Below are 21,761 nucleotides of genomic sequence, written 5' to 3' on the forward strand. Positions count from 1 at the left end.
AGCGGGGGGTTGACGCGCGCGGTGGGTTTTCCCCACACTCGGAAGACGGGCGGCAGGCCGCCCGACGCCGAGGCAGGCCATCATTCAGACAAAACTCGCCGGCGCATCCGCGTCCGACAGCGCCTTTCGTGCAACCACTCTGCAACTTGACGAAGGGACAGCACCCATGCGCGTTTTTACCGTCCTCGGCCCCAGCCAATCGGGCAAGACAACACTGGTCGAGGCCATCAGTCGCCTTGATGGCCGGCCCACCACATTCGACCTGTCCGGAACCGTGCATCTGCACGGTTTTTCTTATCTGGACGAACCGTGGTGCGCGATAGATGTCGACGGCGGGGGCGATGCGCTGGCCTATGCCGGGCCCGCCATGGCCATTTCCGACGCGGCGGTGGTGGTTGTCCCGCCGGACCCGGACGCGGCGGTTTTATGCGCCCCCTATCTGCGGCTGGTCGAGGAGGCGGGCATTCCCTGCTTTCTGTTCATCAACCGGATGGACAACCCCAACGGCCGCATCCGCGACATCATCGCCGCGCTGCAGACCTATTGCAGCCATCACATCACCCTGCGGCAGGTGCCGATCCGTGAAGGCGAAGCCATCATCGGCGCCGTCGACCTGATCTCGGAGCGCGCGTGGAAATATCAGGAAGGTCAGCCCTCGGCGCTGATCGAACTGCCGCAATCGATGGCCGATCGCGAGGCCGAAGCCCGCACCGAACTGCTCGAAACCCTGTCGGATTTCGACGACAACCTGCTCGAGCAGCTGATCGAGGACAAACAGCCGCCTAGCGCCGAGATCTATGACTTGGCAGCGCAGGTGTTGCAGAACCACCAGCTGATCCCGGCCTGCCTGGGCGCGGCCAGCCATGGCAACGGGCTGACCCGCCTGATGAAGGCCCTGCGGCACGAGGCGCCCGAGTTCGACATCGCCGCCGACCGGGACGCGGCGCCCGAGGCCGCCCGCGCCATCGCCGGGTTTGCCGACGTCAAGAAGCACATCGGCAAGATCATCGTCCTGCGGGGGCTGGGCGACGGGATCAAGGCGCATGACCCGCTGGGCGGCGAAACCGTTGGCAACCTGACCGCGCTGGACGCCAAAACCCAGATCGACGGGCTGAAGGCCGGCGAGATCGGGCTGGCGGTGAAATCCGACCACCTCAACCCCGGCAATATCTATGACAGCAGTGACTCCACGCCGCTGCCGGACTGGGCCACGGCGCATCCGGTCGCCCATCGGCAGGTGGTTTCGCCGGCCCATGAACGCGACGACGTGCGCCTGTCCAACGCGCTGTCCCGGCTGGTCGAGATCGACCCGGGCCTGACGCTGGAACAGGACGAGCTGAGCGGCCATGCCGTTCTCGGCTCGCAAGGGCCGCAGCACATGCGTCGGGTGATCGCCAAGCTGGCCGAGGATTTCGGGATCGAGATCGAGACCTCTCCGGTCGAGACCGCGTATCGCGAGACCATCCGCGCCACCGTCGAACACCGGCACCGCCACCGCAAGCAATCCGGCGGCGCGGGGCAGTTCGCAGACGTGGTGATCTCGGTCGCGCCGCTACCGCGCGGATCTGGCTTTCAGTTCGACGAGGTGGTCAAGGGCGGCGCGGTGCCCAAGAACTATATCCCCTCAGTCGAACAAGGCGCGGTCGATGCATTGGCGCAGGGCCCTGAGGGTTTTCCCGTGGTGGATGTGAAGGTCACGCTGCATGACGGCAAGCATCACAACGTGGACAGTTCCGATTTTGCCTTCCGGACGGCCGGCAAAAACGCCGTGCGCGAGGCCTTGCCGCAGGCCAAACCCGTCGTGTTGCAGCCGATCCTGAACGCCGAGATCCACGTTCCGTCGGCCTTCGTGGGCGATCTGGTGCCCACGATCAGCTCGCTTCAAGGGCAGGTTCTGGGGTTCGAGGGCAACCCGAACGCGCCGGGCTGGGAAATCTTCAACGCCAAACTGCCCGCCGTGGCCGAGGACGAGCTGCACCGCACGCTGGCCAGCGCCACGCGCGGGACCGGCTGGGTCAAGCTGCAGTTCGACCACTATGAAGAGCTTCGGGGCCCGGTGCCGAAATCGGCGGCGCGCGAAGCGGCCAACGCCTAGCCCGCCGCTGCGATCAGTTCGCGAGTATAGTCATCCTGGGCGTTGACGAAGAGGTCTTCGGCAGCGCCCATCTCGACCACGTCTCCATTGCGCATGACTATCACCTTGTGTGACATCGCCCGCACCACCTTCAGGTCGTGACTGATGAACAGGTAGGCCAGCCCGTATTTCTTCTGCAGGTCGCGCAGCAGTTCGACGATCTGCACCTGTACCGTCATGTCCAACGCACTGGTAGGTTCATCCAGAACCAACAGCTTGGGCCGCAGCACCATGGCGCGGGCAATCGCGATGCGCTGGCGTTGCCCGCCCGAGAATTCGTGCGGGTAACGGTCCATGGCCGCCGGGTCCAGGCCCACCTCGGTCATCACCTCGGCCACCAGCTCGCGCGGGGCGCGGTGCGGATCAACCTTGTGGATCGCCAGACCCTCGGCAATGATCTGCTGGCAGGTCATGCGCGGGCTGAGGCTGCCGAACGGGTCCTGAAAAACGATCTGCATGTCCTTGCGCAGGCGGCGCAGTTCACGCGTGGACCAGCGGCGCACATCCTGCCCGCGGAAGGTGATCCCGCCCTCGGAGGCGATCAGCCGCATGATCGCCAGCGCCAGCGTGGTCTTGCCCGAGCCGCTTTCGCCCACGATCCCAACGGTTTCGCCCGCCCGCACGCTGAGCGTAGCGTCGTTCACGGCCTTCACATAGCCGACCGTGCGCTTCAGGAACCCGCGCTGGATCGGGAACCAGACCTTCAGATGCTCGGTCCGGGCCACTTCTTCGGCCGCGGGGTCGATCGGGTCGGGTATGCCCGTGGGTTCGGCCGCCAGCAGCTTGCGCGTATAGGGATGCTGAGGGTTGTCGAAGATCTCGGCCACAGGGCCGGTCTCGACGATCTCGCCATCCTTCATCACGCAGACCCGGTCAGCGATGCGCCTCACGATGCCCAGATCATGGGTGATGAACAGCATCCCCATGTTTTCCGATTTCTGCAGCTCGGCCAGCAGTTCGAGGATCTGCGCCTGAATGGTCACGTCCAGCGCGGTGGTCGGCTCATCCGCGATCAGGATGTCGGGCTGATTGGCCAGCGCCATGGCGATCATCACCCGCTGCCGCTGTCCGCCGGACAGCTGATGAGGATAGGCGTCCAGCCGTTCCTCGGGGTCGCGGATGCCGACCTTGTTCAACAATTCGACGATCCGGGCCCGCGCCGCGTCGCCCGTCAGCCCCTGGTGCAGGGCCAGCGATTCCGCCATCTGCTTCTGGATCGTGTGCAGCGGGTTCAGCGAGGTCATCGGCTCCTGAAAGATGAAGCTGATGTCGTTGCCGCGCACCTCCATCAGGCGCTGCTCGGATGCGCCGATCATCTCTTGCCCGTCATAGGTGACCGACCCTTCGACAATCGCGCTGTCGCCCAGCAGCGACACGGTGGACAGAGCCGTGACCGATTTGCCGGAGCCGGATTCGCCCACCAGCGCCACGGTTTCCCCGCGATCGACATGGAACGACACACCCCGAACCGCCGTGGTCACCTGCCCATCCTGACGGAACGAGACCTTCAGGCTTTTGACATCCAACAAGCTCATGAGAAGGTCTTTCGCGGGTCGAACGCGTCACGCACGCCTTCGAAGATGAAGACCAGCAGCGACAGCATGATGGCAAAGGTGAAAAAGGCAGTGAAGGCCAGCCACGGCGCCTGCAGGTTCTGCTTGGCCTGAAGGGTCAGTTCACCCAGCGAGGGCGCCGAGGACGGCAGGCCAAAGCCCAGGAAATCGAGACTGGCCAGCCCGCCGATCGTGCCGGTCACGATGAACGGCATGAAGGTCAGCGTGGCCACCATCGCGTTGGGCAGCATGTGGCGGAACATGATGGTCAGGTTGCCTACGCCCAGCGCCTTGGCCGCGCGCACATATTCCAGGTTGCGGGCGCGCAGGAACTCGGCCCGCACTACGCCCACCAGGCCTGTCCAGGAAAACAGCACCATCAGGATCACCAGCAGCCAGAAGCTGCGCCCCAGCACCGCGAACATGATGATGATGACATAAAGCGACGGGGTGGATGACCAGATCTCGATGATGCGTTGGAAGATCAGGTCCAGCCAGCCGCCGAAAAAGCCCTGCAACGCGCCGGCGAATATGCCGATCAGGCTGGCCGCACCGGTGACGATCAGGGTGAACAGGATCGACAGGCGGAAGCCATAGATGACGCGCGCCAGCACGTCGCGCTTGGTGTCGTCAGTGCCCAGCAGGTTCTGCCGGTTGGGCGGCAGCGGCGCGGCGCCGGGACGATCGACGCTGGTGTTGAAAGAATAGGGGATCGGCGGCCAGATGGCCCAGCCACGCTCGAAACCCTCGGCTTGGAACGTTCCCGCCTTGATTTGCTCGATGATACCTTCGGGGTCATCGAAACAGTCATCCAGCCCGCCGCTGTCGATCAGGCAACGGACCTCGGGGTCGCGGTAGATCGCCTCGGTCTGGAAGTCGCCGCCGAACTCGGTCTCGGCGTAGAAGTTGAAGATAGGCGTATAGAACTCGCCCCGATACTTCACAAGGATCGGTTTGTCATTGGCGATGAATTCCGCGAACAGCGACAGACCGAACAGCACCGAAAAGATGATCAGCGACCAGAAGGCCCGGCGGTTGCGGCAGAAATTGCGCCAGCGACGTTGGTTCAGAGGAGAAAGTGCCATTTACCCCTCGCGTTTCTCGAAATCGATGCGCGGATCGACCAGCACATACATCAGGTCGCTGATGATGCCGACGACCAGACCGAGCAGACCGAAAATGAACAGCGTCCCGAAGATCACCGGATAATCGCGCGCCACTGCGGCCTCAAAGCCCAGACGACCGAGGCCATCCAGCGAGAAGATCGTCTCGATGATGATCGACCCGCCGAAGAACACGCCGATGAACACCGCCGGGAAGCCGGCGATCACGATCAGCATCGCGTTGCGGAATACGTGGCCGTACAAAACGCGCTGCTCGCTCAGCCCCTTTGCGCGGGCGGTCATGACGTATTGCTTTTTGATCTCGTCCAGAAACGAATTCTTGGTCAGTAGCGTCAGCGTGGCAAACGCGGAAATCGTAAGTGCGATGGTCGGCAGGGCGATGTGCCAGAAGTAGTCGGCCACTTTGCCCAGCAGGCTGAGGTCTTCCCAATTGTCCGAGGTCAGCCCGCGCAGCGGGAAGATCTGCCAGTAGGAGCCGCCCGCAAACAGCACCAGCAGCAGGATCGCAAACAGGAAGCCGGGGATCGCATAGGCCACGATGATGGTCGCGCTGGTCCATGTGTCAAAGCGTGAACCATCCTTGACCGCCTTGCGGATGCCCAGCGGGATCGAGACCAGATAGGCGATCAGCGTCGACCACAGGCCCAGCGAGATCGAGACCGGCATCTTCTCAAGCACCAGGTCGATCACCGAGACCGAGCGGAAGTAGCTTTCGCCAAAATCCAGCGTCAGATAGTTGCCCATCATGTTCAGGAACCGCTCGACCGGCGGTTTGTCGAAGCCGAATTCTTTCTCCAGTTCGGCGATGAATTCCGGCGGTAGGCCGCGGGCGCCCACGTATTTGTCATCGAAAACGCCACCGCCGGGTTCGGCCCCGGCACCCGCGTCACCGGACCCCGCAAAACCCGCGAATACATCGCCCTGCCCTTCGATCTGGGCGATGATCTGCTCGACCGGACCGCCGGGCACGAACTGCACCAGCGTGAAGTTGACGATCATGATGCCCAGAAGGGTCGGAATGACCAGCAACAGGCGTCGAAGAATATATGCGCCCATGTTAACGCAGCGCGCCTTCTGCTTTCAGGGCCGCTTCCTTTTCGGGATTGATCCACCACAGATCAAGGTATCCCAGCGCATAGGGCGGCAACTGATCGGGGTATTCGTACATGTTGTAGTAGGCTGTCCAGTATTCCGCTATATACCCATCCGGTATGATGAAGAACTCATAGCGCAAGGCGCGATCCAAGGCCATAAGCGCTGCGTCCTGATCAGTTTGATTGTTGGTCGCGAAAGACGCCTCGATGATGGCGTCCACCAACGGGCTGGCAAGGCCTGCCGGGTTGAACAGGCTGAACTCGGCCTCTTTCGAGCCATACATCTGACTGAGGCCACCGCCAGTGGACAGGAACGCGCCATAGCGTGTTGAATAAACCATGTCATAGTCACGCTCGCGGCTGCGCAGGGTGTACTGCGCCGGATCGACCTTTTTGGCCGACGCATCCACGCCCAGCGCCTGGAGGTTTTGGACAAAGGTCTCGATCATCGTGGCTGTCGATGTCGGCAGGTTGGACGGATAGGGGATGTTCACCCGCAGGGTCTGACCCTGAGCATTGCGGCGCAAGTTGCCGTCGCCTACGGGCCATCCGGCTTCGTCCAACAATTTTGAGGCTTTGCGCAGGTTGCGCCGATCGTTCAGGCGCGCCGGGCTGGATTCGTGAACGGTCGTGACCGGTTCGGACAACAGCTCGGGTGGAACCACGTCGCCCAAAGCCTGCAGAAATGCCAGCTCTGCCCCCTGCGGTGTATCCATCGCTTCAAGCGGCGTGCCTTCGATGAACGAATCGCGGGGCGAGTTCAGCCCGAACAGCAGAGATTCATTGGCCCATTCAAAGTTGAATGCCAGCGCCAGTGCCTTTCGAACATTCTTGTCCGCGAATTGCGGACGCGCGAGGTTGAACACAAATCCCGACGGGGTCGGCGGACTGCCATTCGCAATCGCGTCCTTGACGACATAGCCCTCTTTCAACTTGGGGAAGTCATAGCCGGTCGCCCACAGTTTGGGATCGCTTTCGATCCGCAGCGTGTATTCGCCTGCCTTGAAGCCTTCAAAGGCGGCTGTCTGGTCCGCGAAATACTCGACTCGGATGGTATCATAGTTGTGCCGGCCCTTGTTGAACGGCAAGTCCTTGCCCCAGTAGTCGTCCCGGCGTTTGTAGACGATGCGCCGGTTGATATCGTAGCTGTCCAATTTGTAAGGCCCAGATCCAACGGCGACTTCCAGGCGCGGCTCGTCGAGGCGACGGGACGGATCGGCCTCGAACCACGCTTTCGAGAATACCGGCGTCGCGCCGACGGTTTCGATCCGGCTGCGGGCCGTCAATTCGGGATTGAACGTGAACTTGACTGTATGCGTATCCAGTGCCTCGGCGCCGGTCACCATCCGCCCGACGGCCTGTGCGTACGACGGCAGGCCCTGTTCGATGAACAGGCGGTGGCTATAGACCACATCCTCGGCGGTGACAGGCGTGCCATCCCAGAACGTCGCTTCGGGGCGCAGGTGGAAAATGACCCAGTTGCGGTCGGCGTCATACTCGAGGCTCTCGGCCAATACGCCGTAGTACTGACCGACACTGTCATCGGTGCTGTCCATCAGCCGATCGTATTGCAGTGTCGTCAACGCTCCGGGGCGACCTTTGCGCGAATATGGGTTCAGGGAATCAAACGTGCCCGATGCGGCCAATGACAGTTCGCCGCCCTTGGGTGCATCCGGATTGGCATAGTTCAGGTGCGTGTAGTCGGCGGGGTAGTCGAGATTGCCGAAGTACGAGTAGCCATGGCTGCGAATGATCTGGTCCTCGTCGGCCCGGGCTGGCCCCGCCTGCCCCAGAACCAACGCCGCCGAAATGCCCAATGCCGCGACCCAATGACGAAAACCTTGTTCGCGCGCGCCAGGCAGATGGGAAATCATACGGGTCATCCTTCGATGTTGTCTTCTGTCCATGTCCTTGTGCGCAAGCTAAAAGCCCAGCACTGACACTTGCAAGTTTAGAATGCGTGAGCGCTTTGTGAAGTTTTGCTCAGACAAAAAAAGCCGCTGCACATGGCAGCGGCTTTCGCTTTTCGGTGTCTGGGTGGGCAGATCAGCCGCCAATCGTCTGCAGGTACGCGATCAGGTCTGCGCGTTCCTGAGCCTTTTTGAGACCGGCAAAGCTCATCGAAGTGCCTTGGATATAGCCTTTGGGGTTTGCAATGAACGCATCCAGCTCTTCCGGGGTCCAGTTGCCGCCATGCGACTGCATCGCCGCCGAGTAGCCGAAGCCCGCAGCCGCCGCCACAGGGCGGTCCACGACGCCATACAGGTAAGGACCGGTACCATTGGAGCCTTCTTCCAGCTTGTGGCAAGCCGAACACTTGCGGAAAACCTTCGCGCCCTTTTCCGGGTCAGCTGCGGCCAGCAGGTCGGCAAAGACCACTTCTTCGCCGTCAGCGCTTTCGCCCGAGCTTTCGGTTTCAATAACATAGGCGGCTTCGCCGTGCCCGCCGACATGGTAGAGAACATCGCCCCCCCATTTTGCCAGGAGGAGTACAAGGAAGGCACCGAACAGGCCGGCTGCGGCCTTGGTAACTGTCATCGTGTCGAACATTGATCGCGAGTCCATTTCAGCTGTCTTCGGGGTGTCTAAGGCTTCCCCTTGCAAGAGGCAAGGTATAGACACCGCGACGAAACGCCCAATTCTGGAACTTGTTGCACGGAATCGACCAAATGACCAAACGCATCGCCTTTCAGGGGGAACCCGGCGCCTACAGTCACGAAGCCTGTCGCAATGCGCGTCCGGATATGGAGGCCCTACCCTGCCGAACGTTCGAGGAGGTAATCGAATCGGTGCGCTCGGGCGAGGCCGATCTGGCCATGCTGCCGGTCGAGAACAGCACCTATGGACGGGTGGCCGATATCCACCGCCTGCTGCCGCATAGCGGGCTGCACATTGTGGACGAGGCCTTCGTGCGGGTTCACATCAACTTGCTGGGCGTGCCGGGCGCAAAACTCGAAGATATCACCGAAGCCCATTCACATCTGGTGCTGTTGCCGCAATGCGCAAGCTTCCTGAAGGCCCATGGCATCCGCGGGCGGGTCAGCCCTGACAACGCCCGCGCGGCGCGCGAGGTCTCGGAAGCGGGTGAGAAACATTCGGCGGCCCTGGCCAGCGAACTGGCTGGCGAAATATACGGCCTTGAACTGCTGGCGCGCCACATCGAAGACAGCGACGACAACACGACCCGCTTTCTGGTGATGTCGCGCGAGGACGACCGCAGCCGCCGTGGCGAGCACGGGATGATCACCAGCTTCGTGTTCCAGGTCCGGAACATTCCGGCGGCGCTGTACAAGGCCATGGGCGGTTTTGCCACCAACGGCATCAACATGACCAAGCTGGAAAGCTACATGGTTGATGGCTCGTTCACGGCGACTCAGTTCTACGCGGACATCGTCGGCCACCCGGAAGACCGCAATGTTCAGCTCGCGATGGATGAACTGCAGCATTTCACCACGAATGTCGAAGTGCTGGGCGTGTACCCCGCTGCTCGACCACGCGGTTAGTCTGCTCCCACGCGCAAGCCGCTTGGGACTGCTGGAGGCCGGTCAAACGCCGGCTCTCAAGCCCCGTGCAGATAGCGTTCTTCCATTTCGCGCGCAAAGTCGCTCAGTCGCATCTGGAACTGGCGCCGGAATCTGGCCTTGCCCAGCTTCAACGACTGCAGAAGCAGACGCGCAGGCAAGGTCTTGGCCGCCAGTGACATCTCGATGCTCAGCCGCGTCTGCTTCTGCGACAGCGACAGAAAATCAATCGTGGTCAGGCCGTTCATCCCCTTGCTTGTCGATCGAAACCGCATGGCTGTGGGGCGATCGAACTCGGCCACCTCGACCGCGACGTGGCGAGGCTTGCCACGGATCATGATATCGGCTTCCCAGCACGACCCGACCCAGTGACCCGGCATCTCGACGGTGCGTCGAACCTCGACACCGCGGCGCATCGCCATGCGCTCGAACCGTTCGAAATCCGCGACCATGTCGAACACCGCATCGATCGGCGCCTGGATATCTTCGCGTGCTGAAACCTGCATGTCGGCCTTTTCTGCTCGGTCAGGGTGTTAGTGTTTCGTCAGTCCAGCGTATCTGCAAGCCAGTTACGCAAAAGAAAATGCGCGATTGCCCCCTTCCGCGCCGGCAGAAGCTTGGGGTGCTCGCCTGCAAAAGCCTGCATCATCTCGGATTTGGTGACCCACATCGCGTCCTCGATCTCGACCGGGTCGATCGTGATCTCGCGGGACAGCGCCTGCGCTGCACACCCGAACATCAGCGACGACGGAAATGGCCAGGGTTGACTTGCCAGATAGCTGACGGGTCCGACCGGAACTCCGGCCTCCTCAATGACCTCGCGTCGCACGGCGGCCTCAAGGGTTTCGCCCGGTTCGACGAAACCGGCCAGCAGTGAATACATACCGTCGGGCCACCCCGGAGATCTGCCCATCAGGACAGAATCACCATGCGTGACCAACATGATCACCACCGGATCGGTGCGTGGAAAGTGCTGCCCGCCACAGGCCGGGCACAGCCGTTGCCACCCGGCCTGTGAAATGTTGGTCGGGTTGCCGCAGCGCGCGCAAAACCTGTGCGTCTCGTGCCAGCCGATCACGGCCTTGGCGGTGGCTGCCAATTCGGCGTCCCGGGCCGACAGCCGGGTCATGATCCGACGAAGCTCGGCGAACACGTGGCCCACGGGCAGCCCCGGATGCTGCTGTTCGGTTCGGTCCACGAACGCTCCAACGCCCGACAGGTCCAACCCGTCGGCAGACCAATTCGAAATGTCCATTGCAAACAGCGGCGCACCCGCATCACTGCGCCCCAGCAAGATCGGTTGGTCGATCGCCCCGCCGGGTCCGTTCGTAACCAGATCGTGGTCCATCGGAACCAAGGCCAACTGGTCCAACGCTTCGCCCATGACCAGCGGTTTGCCCCGCCACATCAGGATGCACCGCGCCGTGGTATCGGACCGTGCTGCCTCCAAAGCTCTGGCATCGGTACGGATCTGCGCCGCCCGGTCCAGTCCAGAGCCGCCAAATGTCACGCTTTCCGCCCGTTTCATGCCTGTCCCTTTGGAATTTGCACAAGGGCTGCCACGACTTGGGCACTGGTGCAATGGGAATTCACACTCGCAAAAAGCATCGTTGTCGCAAAGGACGCATGGAAGCCCTGACGATTACCTGTATTCTACCTTTAAGTGAAAACGTATGCACAACAGCACCTAAAAGAAGAAAATTGGCTCTGAAATCCTCCCTGCTTCAGGCACATCCCCACTTGAAAACCGCGCACATCCGGATTCTTGCAACGACCGATCTGCACATGAATCTGAGCAGTTTCGACTATTATGCGGACCGGCCGGAACCAAGTGTGGGCTTCACCCGAACCGCCAGTTTGATCCGCTCTGCACGTCAAGAGGCGGAAGAGGCGAATGCAACTGTCCTGTTGTTCGACAACGGCGATTCCCTTCAGGGGACACTTCTGGGTGACTGGGCGGTCGCGCAGACCGACGCGACCCACCCGTTGATGTCAGCCTTTGGGCGCTTGGGCTACGACGCAATTGCGCTGGGGAACCACGATTTCGGCTTTGGTCTGCCAGCTCTGGGCCGGATCGTTTCTCGGGCACCTTGCCCGGTTTTGTGCAGTAACATGCAGTGTCTGACCGGGGTAGCGCCCTGGCAGAAACAGGCAATCCTGACCCGTCATGTCCACATCAACGGCCATAGCATTCCTGTCCGAATTGGCGTGTTCTCGATCCTGCCGCCGCAGACGGTGAAGTGGGAAGCACCACAATTGGAAGGCCAGGTTGCAGCCGAGGATGCTGTCGCCACGGCGCGCCGGATGGCCGAGAAATTGCGTTGTCAGGGCTGTGACCTGATTGTGGCCCTTGCACATTCAGGGATGGGCGAGCCGGACGCCGCGCCGATGTCGGAAAATGTGGTCGCACAGCTTTCTGCACTGGACGGTATTGATGCAATCGTGGCCGGACACACGCACCTGACCCTGCCCGACCCAAGCGATGGTAACCCACGGCAGGTCAGTCCCGTGGTCATGCCCGGATCAGCGGGGTCGCATTTGGGGGTGATCGACCTTTCGCTTGCTATGAACGCCGCGGGAGAAGCGAGAATTGCTGGTCACAGCGCGCATCTGCGCGCGATCTGCCCGGGCGGGGCTGAAGCCGGAGATCGGGTCGTTCCTGAAGACCCTGAGATGGTCGAACTTTTTGCCGCAGCCCACAAAGCGACCCGCAAAGCCGCTGCCCAGCCGGTGGGCCGGATCAATCGTCCTCTGCATAGCTATTTCACCTTCTGCGGGGTGGATCACGGGCTGAACTTGGTCGCCGCAGCCCAGGCCGCGGCCCTGCGACCGGTTCTGGCCGGAACGGCCTTTGAGACTCTGCCAGTTCTGTCCGCAGCTGCACCTTCGAAATTCGGAGGCCGGGCCGGCCCAAGGCACTACACCGAAGTCCCGGCTGGCGATGTCACCGTACGGCACGTCTCGGACATGCATGTGTTCCCAAACCAACTGGCCGCCATGCTGCTGGATGGCCGCCAGATCGCCGAGTGGCTGGAGATGTCGGCTGCCCAATTCTCCCAACTCGGCGATAGCGACGAGCAGGTTCTGATCAACCCCGAGGGCACCGGGCACAATTTCGACGTGGTGCATGGGGTGACCTACAGGTTCGATCTGACGCAGCCCGCGCGATATGATTTGGGCGGCCAGTCGATCGACACGTCGCATTCCCGCCTGCGCGATCTTGCCTATCAGGGTCGCCCCGTCGATCCGGATGAACAATTCGTCGTTGCATCAAACAGCTACCGAGCCAATGGCGGCGGCAACTTTCCCGTCCCAGACCCGTCCCGCCTGATCCCGGTGCCGCCGCTGAGCCTTCAGGGTATCTTGCGCGACTACCTGGCGGGACGATTGGGTCCGGATCCGTTGGAAAACACCGCCCAAAGCTTTTCTTTTGTTCCGCAGGCGGGCCGGTCCGTGATTCTGAAGACCGGGCCAAGCGCTGCAAACTACCTGCACGAGCTGGACCACTTTGCGGCCACCACCGACGGGCAGGACGCGCGCGGGTTTCTTCGGATACGCCTGTCTTTGTGACGGGTTGCCAAGCGGCTGCGTGATGCCTATATCGGCGGTCGAGAGGTTGGCGCGGGCAAGCGCCTCGCCAACCTGGTCAGGTCCGGAAGGAAGCAGCCACAACGAGCCCCGCTTGGGTCGATGTCCAACCTCTCACTTGACGCCGCGCCGCGTATTCGGCCGGGTCAATCCAACCTCTGCATTTTGTCGTTGTTCCTGAAAACCGCGCTTACGGGCGAGTCAGGCGATCAATCGCGGCCAAACGGCACTGCTGCGGCGGGCGAAGGCGCCGATATGACCGATTTCGGACAGTCCGAAATCCTTGGCCTCCAACAAGTGCCGACGGGCGGTCGGACCATAGAGTTCAGCCAGCCGCCAGACGGCGGGCGGTGGCACTGTCTGGTCATCCTCAAACGCAATGATATCCGCCGTGGCGTTCGCCCGGCTCCAATCCGCCTGGGGAAGCGTGTCACCAAGTTCGGGCAGATAGCTGGTGGGCGATGTACACCACTTGCGCCATTGCCAATAGACGCCAGCCGGCAAGTCGGCTCCGAATCCCAGTAGTTTCCCTGGCAGGTACCCCAGGAGACGCACCAGAGGTGGCACATGGCCATACCAGAACAGAGTCGCCAAGCCCTTGTAGGGCCACGGGTGATCAGCCACCGTCACCAAACCTGCGCACACACAGATCATCCGGTCGATCTGTTCGATTTCCGGTTGCAGCGGACCCAGCATTCCACCGACCGAATGCCCGATCACCCACAGTTTTGCCTGCGGGTAGCGACGGCGCATCTCGGCACGCGCTGCGGGCATGTCGATCAGCGCCCAGTCCGCCATCGTGGCCTTCGAGTCCTTCAGCCGCCCGGTCAGCGAATGCTCGAAATCCCGGTAATCATATGTCAGGCAAGCCATACCGCGCTCGGCGGCCAGCCAGCGAGCAAAGTGCTGATAGTAGTCACGTGGCACTCCTGTTGCGCCGTTCAGGACCACAACGGTTTGCGGCTCGACCGCCGGAGTGTAAAGCCGCGCCGCCAGCTGGGTCTGGCCCGACGGAAACTGAAAGTCTTCCACGTCAACCGCGTGCTGCGAATCCAACATCTTTGCCTCCAAACACTCTGGACCGATCGGTCTAATACTTTGTGTCTGGACCATTTGGTCTAGGGCTGTCAATATTCGGCCTGCATGACCCAACGTCCACCAAACACCAAAGATCGCCTGATCGTGACTGCCGCCAAACTGTTCCAGCGCTCGGGCTATAACGGTGTCGGTCTGGCGGAATTGCTGGCCGAAGCGCAGGCCCCCAAAGGTTCGCTGTATCACCATTTTCCAAAGGGCAAGCCGGATCTGGCCCTGGCGGCGGCCAGTTGGGCCTCGGACGGGATGTTGAACATGATCGCTGCGGCATTCGACGACGCCGCGGATTTTCGCGACGGGGTCACCACCCTGTGCCACAAAATCGCGAAGCTGTTCGATACCTCGGCGCAATGGGAGACCTGCCCCATCGCCGCCACCCTGTTCGAAAGCCCCGACAACCGCGCGTTTCGGGAGCATGCCGACCGTCTGTATGAAAGCTGGATCATCGAAGTTCGAAACCACGCCGCGCGGCTCGGAGTTTCCGACCCCGAAAATGCTGCGGATACCCTGTTCATCGTGATGCAGGGCGGCTGGCAATTGGCCCGTGCCCGCAGGGATTCGAATGTGCTGCGCAGACTGCCTGATCTGTTCCCTTGGGACTCACTCCGGCAACCGGGCTGAAACCGTCTTGACTCGATCGCGGATACACCGCTAGCGATGAGGGGATGGTTCCCGTGCCGTTTCGGCCCGGGATGAAAAGGGAACACGGTGCGGTCCAACCCGGAACTCCGGAGCGGACCAAGGCCGCGACTGCCCCCGCAACTGTAGGCGGAGAGCGATGCCGAAAAACCACTGACCGCAAGGTTGGGAAGGTCGGCAAAGCAAAGACCCGCAAGTCAGGAGACCTGCCATCAAACGTGAAACCGAAACTCGGACGGGGTGTCCGGGCAGGGTCTGGCCTTGAAACCGGCGTCTGTCCAAATCCACCCCGCCCAGCGCGCGGAGGGCGCAACATGATTTGGAAGACCGACACCCATGAATTCGCGGCAACAATCTGCCAGCGCACCGGAAAGACCTGCCCGGCACTGGCGCGCATGGCACGGGCCATCGCGCAGGCAATGGCGACGGCGCAGGCCGCTACATCCCCCGACTTCCAAGTGGAAGGCAGCAGCGAACTGGCCCATTGCGAACATGGCTGCACGGCGCGGTTCGATGCACGTCCCGAACGGATCCGCGTGTATTGCGGAGCGGCCGCCGATACCCCGTCCGACTGCCTTGATACCTTTGCCGACATGCTGTTTGACGACCAGCGCGACGCCCTGCCCGCACAGGTCATTGGTGATCGACCCTGTGCGATGCTGCAGGCCACGGCGATCATGCCCGTGGTCAGGGCCAAGCGCGAGTTCCGCGCAACCGCCTGAAGGTCAGGTCGCCAGTGCCTCGCGCGCCGGGGCGATGGCCCAGTCCATCTGAGCATCGGTTTCGACCGCGCAGGGGCGTACGGCCCGCAGGCGTTTCAGGGCCTGTTCCGGCTGCTCGCCGCTTTCGATCATCAAGCGCAGAACAACCATGCCCGACCGCCCGCAACCGCCCCGGCAGTGGACCAGTACCCGCCCGCCGCCCGACAGCGCATGGCGGGCGGCGGCACTGACTTCGGGCCAGCGGCCGGATATCTCGGTCGACGGCGCCGAGAAGTCGGCGACCGGCAGATGCGCCCACCGACAGGCGCGCCGATGAATGTCACAGCCCAATTCGCCTGCACCCACAGAAACCAGTTCGGCAAGGGTTGTCATCGAAATCACCAGCCCCGGCGCCCAGGCTGAAATCAGGTCCAGGTCTCCCTCATAGTCGCCGCCACCGCCGGGAACCGAGGTCAGGGCCAGCGTACCGCCACCCACCTGCAATGCATGAACCACAAGATTTGTCATCAGACGTTCCCCCCGAAACTGGCTGATTGAACTTGATCCGCGCAGTATGCCTCACACCGCGCGCTCGCCAAAGCGAAAAACCTGCACCGGCGCTGTGGACGCGGGGCACCGGGAACTCTACCCTGCATCGTCAGTACGAATCCGTCAGAGCAGACATGACCACACAGTCCAGCCCCGCCTATCAGGTTCTCGCCCGAAAATACCGCCCGGAAACCTTTGCCGACCTGGTCGGTCAGGATGCCATGGTGCGCACGCTGAAAAACGCGTTCGAGGCGGACCGGATCGCGCAGGCCTTCATCATGACCGGCATCCGCGGCACCGGCAAGACGACCACGGCCCGGATCATCGCCAAGGGCATGAACTGCATCGGCCCCGACGGCAATGGCGGCCCAACGACCGAACCCTGCGGCCAGTGCGAGCATTGCGTGGCCATCATGGAAGGTCGCCATGTGGACGTGCTGGAAATGGACGCCGCCAGCCGCACCGGCGTGGGCGACATCCGCGAGATCATCGACAGCGTGCGCTATCGCGCCGCCAGCGCGCGCTACAAGATCTACATCATCGACGAAGTCCACATGCTGTCGACCAGCGCCTTCAACGCGCTGCTGAAAACGCTGGAGGAACCGCCCGAACACGTAAAGTTCATCTTTGCCACGACCGAGATCCGCAAGGTTCCGGTCACCGTGCTGTCGCGCTGCCAACGGTTCGACCTGCGCCGGATCGAACCCGAAGTGATGATCGGCCTGCTGCGCAAGATCGCCACCGCCGAGGGCGCGGAAATCTCGGATGACGCGCTGGCCCTAATCACCCGCGCCGCCGAAGGCTCGGCCCGGGATGCGACCTCGCTGCTGGACCAGGCAATCAGCCATGGTGCCGGCGAAACCACCGCCGATCAGGTGCGCGCGATGCTGGGACTGGCCGACCGGGGCCGCGTTCTTGACCTGATGGACATGATCCTGCGTGGCGATGCGGCCGGGGCCTTGACCGAACTGGGCGCGCAATATGCCGAGGGCGCCGACCCGCTGGCGGTGCTGCGCGATCTGGCCGAAATCACGCATTGGGTCTCGGTGGTGAAGATCACCCCTGACGCGGCAGAAGATCCCACCGTCTCACCCGATGAGCGCACCCGCGGACAGCAGATGGCCGAGGCGCTGCCGATGCGGGTGCTGACCCGGATGTGGCAGTTGCTGCTGAAGGCGCTCGAGGAAGTCTCGGCCGCCCCCAACGCCATGATGGCCGCGGAAATGGCGGTGATCCGCCTGACCCATGTGGCCGATCTGCCCAGCCCGGAAGAGTTGATCAAGCGCCTTCAGGACAGCCCTCCACCGCCCGTCGGCGGGCCGGGGGGCGGCGTTCCGGTCGCCGGAAACAGCGCCCCGCCCGTGACCGCGACGGCCTCGGCCCATGCGCCGGCCCCGCGCGGTGCGGGCGGTGCGCCGACGGCGGCGTTGGCTCAGGACGTGCAGACCGCGCTGGCGCGTTATCCAACTTTCGAGCATGTGGTCGAGCTGATCCGCGCCAACCGCGACGTGAAGCTGCTGGTCGAGGTCGAAAACGGCGTCCGCCTCGTCTCGTACCAGCCGGGCCGGATCGAGTTCACGCCCACCGAAAAGGCGCCCACCGACCTGGCCGCGCGGCTCGGGTCGGCGCTGCAGCGCTGGACCGGCAATCGCTGGGCGGTCTCGATCGTGTCGGACGGCGACGCCCCCACCATCGCCGAACTGCGCGACGCGGCCGAGCTGGCGCTGAAGGCCAAGGCCGAAGAACACCCCCTGGTGCAAGCGGTTCTGACACAGTTCCCCAAGGCCCGCATCACCCGGATCGAAACCCCCGAGGACCGTGCCGCCAAGGTCGAAACCGAAGCCCTGCCCGAGGTCGAAGACGAATGGGACCCGTTCGAGGAAGACTGATCATCCGCGCAGAAGGCGCGCTGCCCTTGTGAAGGACGCGGACGGCCCGTATTTAGGCCGCAAATCGAATGACAGGAGACATACAGATGCTCAAAGGACTCGGCGGTCTGGGCGACATGGCCAAGATGATGAAATCCGCGCAGGAACTGCAGACCAAGATGGCGCAGATGCAGGAAGAGCTGAACACCATCATGGTCGTCGGCGAATCCGGCGCGGGCCTGGTCAAGGCCACGGCCTCGGCCAAGGGCGAGCTGAAAGGTCTGGACATCGACCCGTCGATCTTCAACAGCGACGACAAGGAAGTGGTCGAGGACTTGATCCTGGCCGCCATCAAGGATGCGCAGACCAAAGCGGCCGAGCGGTCACAGGAAGAAATGGCCAAGCTGACCGAAAGCATGGGTCTGCCGGCGGACATCAAGCTGCCGTTCTGATCGTCGCCCCTCAAACCCCCGCTGCCAAAGCCACGCAGGACAGGCCATGAGTTCGAACAGTGACATCGACGCCCTGATCGACCTGATGGCCAAACTGCCGGGGCTGGGCCCGCGCTCGGCCCGGCGGGCGGTGCTGCACCTGATCCGCAAACGCGCCCTGCTGCTGACGCCGTTGTCGGACGCCATGCAGCAGGTCGCCGCCACCGCGCGCGAATGCCTGAACTGCGGCAATGTGGGCACCACCGACATCTGCGACATCTGCAATTCCGAAGACCGCGCCACCGGAGAGTTGTGCGTGGTCGAAGACGTGGCCGACCTGTGGGCGATGGAACGCGCGGGCGTGTTCAAGGGCCGTTACCACGTGCTGGGCGGAACGCTCTCGGCTTTGGACGGCGTCGGCCCGGAAGACCTGCGCATTCCCCGGCTGCGCGATCGGGTGACCGCCGAAAACATCACCGAAGTGATCCTGGCCCTGAACGCAACCGTCGACGGCCAGACAACGGCCCATTACATCGCCGATCAGCTGGAGGGCCAAGTCCGTCTGACCTCGCTGGCGCAGGGCGTGCCGATCGGGGGCGAGCTGGACTATCTGGATGACGGGACGATCACCGCAGCGCTGCGGGCGCGTAAAGAACTGTAGCCGCCGCGTGCTGCCTGCAAGCAGCACGCTCTCGCCCCACCTCGATTGCAAGGTACGGCTTTACCCATCGGTCAGGTGTAGGCACCCGAAGAGTAGGTCAATTCATAGGAATGGCTGTAGATCTCGAAGACTATCCCGAACGGATCCTCGACATAGACCATGCGGTAGGGTTTCTCGCCGGGGTAGTAGTACCGGATAGGCATGCGTTGCTTCCCGCCGGCCGCCACGATTTTTGCCACCAAGCCTTCGACATCAGGATCCTGGACGCAGAAATGGAACGTTCCATTCCTGCGAAAGTCGATGTTGTTTTCCGGCGCGTAGTTCCCATCAAACTCAAAAAGCTCGATCCCGATACGATCGGCGGTCGCCAGATGCGCGATACGCAGTTTTTTCCAGTTCGGGCCAAACACGTCCGTGCACATCACGCCGATGTCCGTGTCATCCTCAACCACGTCGGTTGGCGGCATGATCACGTAAAATCCCAAAACCTCGGAATAGAATTTCACAGCTTCGTCCACGTTCGGGACGGACAACCCGATGTGAGAGAATGTTCTTGGATGTTGAGGCATGGCTTGCTCCTTGGTCTGTTGAGCAAGACGTATTTTGCGACGTCCTGGTTTCAAGCGCCCGCCCCGCAAGGCAAAGCCGTGTTGTTCCATGCACATAGATCATCATGCACTGCAGCCGAGGCCTAGAATGATCTTTCCGTCGACACCGCACCGTGTACTATCCCCTAGCCTGACCCATTTGATATCGGAACCCGCCATGAAACGCCTTCTCGCCCTGACCTTCGCCGCCTTCACCGCCACTTCCGCCTGGTCACAGCAACTGGTCGACAAGGGGTTCGTCGAAGGCTGGAACATCATGATGGACCCCAATCTGGGCAATGGCTGCCTGATACAGACGGTGTATCAGGACCTGTCCGTGGTGCGCCTGGGCTATGATGCGCTGGACAATCGGGGCTATTTCACCGTTTTCCACAAGGGCTGGGGCGATATCGAACCCGGCAAATCCTATCCGATCCGGTTCGAGCTGGACGGCAAGAGCTTTGACGCCACAGCCATCGGGTTCAAGCAGGATCGGGTGCCCGGTGCGACCGTGTTCTTCACCGACCGGAACTTTGTTACTGCCATCGCCCAGAACAAGACGATGACGATCTACAACCCCGCGGGCGAGCGAGTTTTGGCGATCGATCTGAAAGGCACCGCCAAGGCATTGGACTATGCGCGGGACTGCCAGAACAAGAAGCTCTAGCGAATTGGATCGAACAACGCATCCGAAGCGGTGCAGTCCCGGATCACGTCCCGCCCACAGGGCACCGGGTCCAGATCACGTGACAGACAGATGCGCACTTCTTCGATGTAACCGTGCTTGCAAGTGACGGTGATCATGTCCGACTCGAGCCCTGGATTGGCACTGAGGAAGGCATCCTCGACCACGCGCGCCGGCAGTTTCACGGCTTTGTCCAATTTGCGAAACACCGGCGGTCGGGTGATGCGGTTATAGGCTTGCCGGGACAACGCGTAATAGTCCACCGCAGACAGGCCCGAACAGGTGCCGTGTTTCTTCCACTGGTGCCAGGCCAGGCCCGAACTGCCTTGAATATCTTCCATCTGTCGGGTCATCGCGCGGGACGGCGGTGCTTTGGCTGTCGGGCAATAGGACGGCCAGCCCTGGTGATATTGCGGCCACAATCCGTGCAGGATCCAGCCGTGATCGTGGCGCGCATCGCACTGGTCGGATCCGCGCGCGTCGCCTTCGCGGGCGCACCAGTTGGGCGACCAGCTCAGCGACAGGACGTAATAGTCGAACACGCCCGACTTCTCGCCATCGGCCAGCGCGGCCGTCGCGCCCAAAATCCACACCAGCAGCCCCAATAACGCCCAGCGCATTCGCCTCTTCCCTTCTTGCATCTGCACGACTATATACGGGCCAAGTTCCCCGACAACGGAAACCTGCCCCAAGAACACGGGGCCGCCGAATTCCGGCGACGGGACAGATGTATTCAAAGGAGACGGGCTGATGGCAAAACCCCTGATGGCCAAGGCAACCGCCGTTTGGCTGGTGGACAATACCACGATCAGCTTCAAGCAGATCGCGGATTTCGTGGGCATGCACGAGTTGGAAGTGCAAGGCATCGCTGATGGCGATGTGGCGGCAGGCGTCAAGGGGTTCGACCCGATCGCTAACAACCAGCTGACTCAGGAAGAGATCGACAAGGCCGAGAAAGATCCGCTGCACAAGCTGAAGCTCAAGTTCAACCCGGCCGCCGCCGGCGAGGAAAAGCGCCGCGGTCCGCGCTACACGCCGCTGTCCAAGCGTCAGGACCGACCGAACTCGATCCTGTGGCTGGTCAAGTTCCACCCGGAGCTGACCGATGGCCAGATCGCCAAACTGGTTGGAACCACCAAGCCCACGATCCAGTCGATCCGCGAGCGCACCCACTGGAACATCGCCAATATGCAGCCGATCGACCCGGTCGCGCTGGGCCTGTGCAAACAGTCGGAACTGGATGCCGCCGTCCAGAAAGCCGCTGCCAAGAAGGCCGCCGAAGGTGGCGTCATGAGCGATGACGAGCGCCGCAAGCTGGTCTCGACCGAACAGTCGCTGGAAATGGATGCCGCTCCCAAGATCCCCACGGCGATCGAGGGGCTGGAAACCTTCTCGCTGTCCGATGACGGCGACGAGGAAAAAGAAGACGAAGCAGTGGTGGATGCCGACAGCTTCTTCAACCTGCCCAAGGGCGGCGCCGAAGAAGACGACGAGGACGACCTGCGCAACTGACACTGTGCTGGCCCCGGTC

General features: G+C 62.2%; 21 protein-coding genes, 1 other RNA gene and 1 riboswitch. Of the genes, 11 read left to right on the forward strand and 11 right to left on the reverse strand.

The window, feature by feature from the left end; genetic code table 11:
• Positions 1-166: 166 nt before the first annotated feature.
• Complete coding sequence (locus AC2FNL_RS16405; protein ID WP_496834335.1) at positions 167-2,095, forward strand: elongation factor G; 1,929 nt, start codon at positions 167-169, stop codon at positions 2,093-2,095.
• On the opposite strand, the gene AC2FNL_RS16410 is transcribed toward AC2FNL_RS16405, so the two are convergent.
• The 5 genes from AC2FNL_RS16410 to AC2FNL_RS16430 all read right to left on the reverse strand — a co-directional run bounded on the left by AC2FNL_RS16410 (position 2,092) and on the right by AC2FNL_RS16430 (position 8,455).
• Entirely contained in the window at positions 2,092-3,669 is a 1,578-nt protein-coding gene (locus tag AC2FNL_RS16410) for an ABC transporter ATP-binding protein (RefSeq protein ID WP_496834336.1), read from the reverse strand. The two genes, AC2FNL_RS16405 and AC2FNL_RS16410, sit on opposite strands and share 4 nt — an antisense overlap.
• The gene (locus tag AC2FNL_RS16415) at positions 3,666-4,772 is read right to left on the reverse strand and encodes an ABC transporter permease (protein ID WP_496834337.1); all 1,107 of its coding nucleotides are present in this window, start codon (positions 4,770-4,772) and stop codon (positions 3,666-3,668) included. The genes AC2FNL_RS16410 and AC2FNL_RS16415 overlap by 4 nt, the downstream gene beginning before the upstream one ends.
• On the reverse strand, positions 4,773-5,867 hold the full coding sequence (locus tag AC2FNL_RS16420) for a microcin C ABC transporter permease YejB (protein WP_170341405.1): 1,095 nt from the start codon (positions 5,865-5,867) through the stop codon (positions 4,773-4,775). It abuts the gene before it with no gap.
• A gap of 1 nt (position 5,868) precedes the next feature.
• Entirely contained in the window at positions 5,869-7,779 is a 1,911-nt protein-coding gene (locus AC2FNL_RS16425) for an extracellular solute-binding protein (RefSeq protein WP_496834686.1), read from the reverse strand.
• 172 nt (positions 7,780-7,951) lie between these two features.
• A complete protein-coding gene (locus tag AC2FNL_RS16430) occupies positions 7,952-8,455 on the reverse strand; it encodes a c-type cytochrome (protein ID WP_093964320.1) in 504 nt (167 codons plus the stop codon).
• Positions 8,456-8,574: 119 nt separating this feature from the next.
• Here AC2FNL_RS16430 and AC2FNL_RS16435 point away from each other — a divergent pair, with 119 nt between their 5' ends.
• Positions 8,575-9,408: a prephenate dehydratase gene (locus tag AC2FNL_RS16435; RefSeq protein WP_496834338.1), complete on the forward strand. Its 834-nt coding sequence runs from the start codon at positions 8,575-8,577 to the stop codon at positions 9,406-9,408.
• 56 nt (positions 9,409-9,464) lie between these two features.
• Here the strand turns inward: AC2FNL_RS16435 and AC2FNL_RS16440 are convergent, their stop codons facing one another.
• Complete coding sequence (locus AC2FNL_RS16440; protein WP_093964318.1) at positions 9,465-9,932, reverse strand: SRPBCC family protein; 468 nt, start codon at positions 9,930-9,932, stop codon at positions 9,465-9,467.
• 38 nt (positions 9,933-9,970) lie between these two features.
• Positions 9,971-10,954 carry an NAD(+) diphosphatase gene (gene nudC / locus AC2FNL_RS16445; RefSeq protein ID WP_496834340.1) on the reverse strand — a complete coding sequence of 328 codons (984 nt, stop codon included), beginning with the start codon at positions 10,952-10,954 and terminating at the stop codon, positions 9,971-9,973.
• Between the two features lie 212 nt (positions 10,955-11,166).
• Here nudC and AC2FNL_RS16450 point away from each other — a divergent pair, with 212 nt between their 5' ends.
• Both AC2FNL_RS16450 and ffs read left to right on the forward strand, forming a co-directional pair.
• Positions 11,167-12,996: a 5'-nucleotidase C-terminal domain-containing protein gene (locus AC2FNL_RS16450; protein ID WP_496834342.1), complete on the forward strand. Its 1,830-nt coding sequence runs from the start codon at positions 11,167-11,169 to the stop codon at positions 12,994-12,996.
• Between the two features lie 39 nt (positions 12,997-13,035).
• An RNA gene (gene ffs, locus AC2FNL_RS16455) (signal recognition particle sRNA small type) lies at positions 13,036-13,134 on the forward strand.
• 81 nt (positions 13,135-13,215) lie between these two features.
• Here ffs and AC2FNL_RS16460 read toward each other — a convergent pair.
• Positions 13,216-14,073 (reverse strand): alpha/beta hydrolase family protein, encoded by an 858-nt coding sequence (locus tag AC2FNL_RS16460; RefSeq protein WP_496834343.1) that lies wholly within the window; start codon positions 14,071-14,073, stop codon positions 13,216-13,218.
• An 84-nt stretch (positions 14,074-14,157) separates the two neighbouring features.
• Between AC2FNL_RS16460 and AC2FNL_RS16465 the strand changes: the two genes are divergently transcribed.
• Positions 14,158-14,730, forward strand: coding sequence for a TetR/AcrR family transcriptional regulator (locus tag AC2FNL_RS16465; protein WP_496834345.1), 573 nt, complete (start codon positions 14,158-14,160; stop codon positions 14,728-14,730).
• Positions 14,731-14,760: 30 nt separating this feature from the next.
• A riboswitch (cobalamin riboswitch) is annotated at positions 14,761-14,976 on the forward strand.
• 86 nt (positions 14,977-15,062) lie between these two features.
• On the forward strand, positions 15,063-15,470 hold the full coding sequence (locus AC2FNL_RS16470) for a hypothetical protein (protein WP_170588675.1): 408 nt from the start codon (positions 15,063-15,065) through the stop codon (positions 15,468-15,470).
• Between the two features lie 3 nt (positions 15,471-15,473).
• Here AC2FNL_RS16470 and AC2FNL_RS16475 read toward each other — a convergent pair whose 3' ends face one another.
• On the reverse strand, positions 15,474-15,977 hold the full coding sequence (locus AC2FNL_RS16475) for a protein-tyrosine phosphatase family protein (RefSeq protein ID WP_170391127.1): 504 nt from the start codon (positions 15,975-15,977) through the stop codon (positions 15,474-15,476).
• 155 nt (positions 15,978-16,132) lie between these two features.
• On the opposite strand from AC2FNL_RS16475, the gene AC2FNL_RS16480 reads away from it, so the two are divergent.
• The 3 genes from AC2FNL_RS16480 to recR all read left to right on the forward strand — a co-directional run bounded on the left by AC2FNL_RS16480 (position 16,133) and on the right by recR (position 18,958).
• Positions 16,133-17,887 carry a DNA polymerase III subunit gamma/tau gene (locus tag AC2FNL_RS16480; protein WP_496834348.1) on the forward strand — a complete coding sequence of 585 codons (1,755 nt, stop codon included), beginning with the start codon at positions 16,133-16,135 and terminating at the stop codon, positions 17,885-17,887.
• Between the two features lie 86 nt (positions 17,888-17,973).
• Positions 17,974-18,318, forward strand: a complete 345-nt coding sequence (locus AC2FNL_RS16485; protein WP_005980576.1) for a YbaB/EbfC family nucleoid-associated protein — start codon at positions 17,974-17,976, stop codon at positions 18,316-18,318.
• A gap of 46 nt (positions 18,319-18,364) precedes the next feature.
• Positions 18,365-18,958, forward strand: coding sequence for a recombination mediator RecR (recR, locus tag AC2FNL_RS16490; protein WP_170341385.1), 594 nt, complete (start codon positions 18,365-18,367; stop codon positions 18,956-18,958).
• 71 nt (positions 18,959-19,029) lie between these two features.
• On the opposite strand, the gene AC2FNL_RS16495 is transcribed toward recR, so the two are convergent.
• Entirely contained in the window at positions 19,030-19,527 is a 498-nt protein-coding gene (locus AC2FNL_RS16495; protein WP_496834350.1) for a lactoylglutathione lyase family protein, read from the reverse strand.
• Between the two features lie 196 nt (positions 19,528-19,723).
• Here AC2FNL_RS16495 and AC2FNL_RS16500 point away from each other — a divergent pair, with 196 nt between their 5' ends.
• Entirely contained in the window at positions 19,724-20,212 is a 489-nt protein-coding gene (locus tag AC2FNL_RS16500; RefSeq protein WP_093964309.1) for a hypothetical protein, read from the forward strand.
• Here AC2FNL_RS16500 and AC2FNL_RS16505 read toward each other — a convergent pair.
• Entirely contained in the window at positions 20,209-20,850 is a 642-nt protein-coding gene (locus AC2FNL_RS16505; RefSeq protein ID WP_496834352.1) for a ribonuclease T2 family protein, read from the reverse strand. The genes AC2FNL_RS16500 and AC2FNL_RS16505 overlap by 4 nt on opposite strands.
• A gap of 130 nt (positions 20,851-20,980) precedes the next feature.
• Here AC2FNL_RS16505 and AC2FNL_RS16510 point away from each other — a divergent pair, with 130 nt between their 5' ends.
• Entirely contained in the window at positions 20,981-21,742 is a 762-nt protein-coding gene (locus AC2FNL_RS16510; protein ID WP_093964307.1) for a DUF1013 domain-containing protein, read from the forward strand.
• The last annotated feature ends 19 nt before the right edge of the window (positions 21,743-21,761 follow it).

This window comes from Ruegeria sp. CRTD044 (assembly GCF_059613485.1).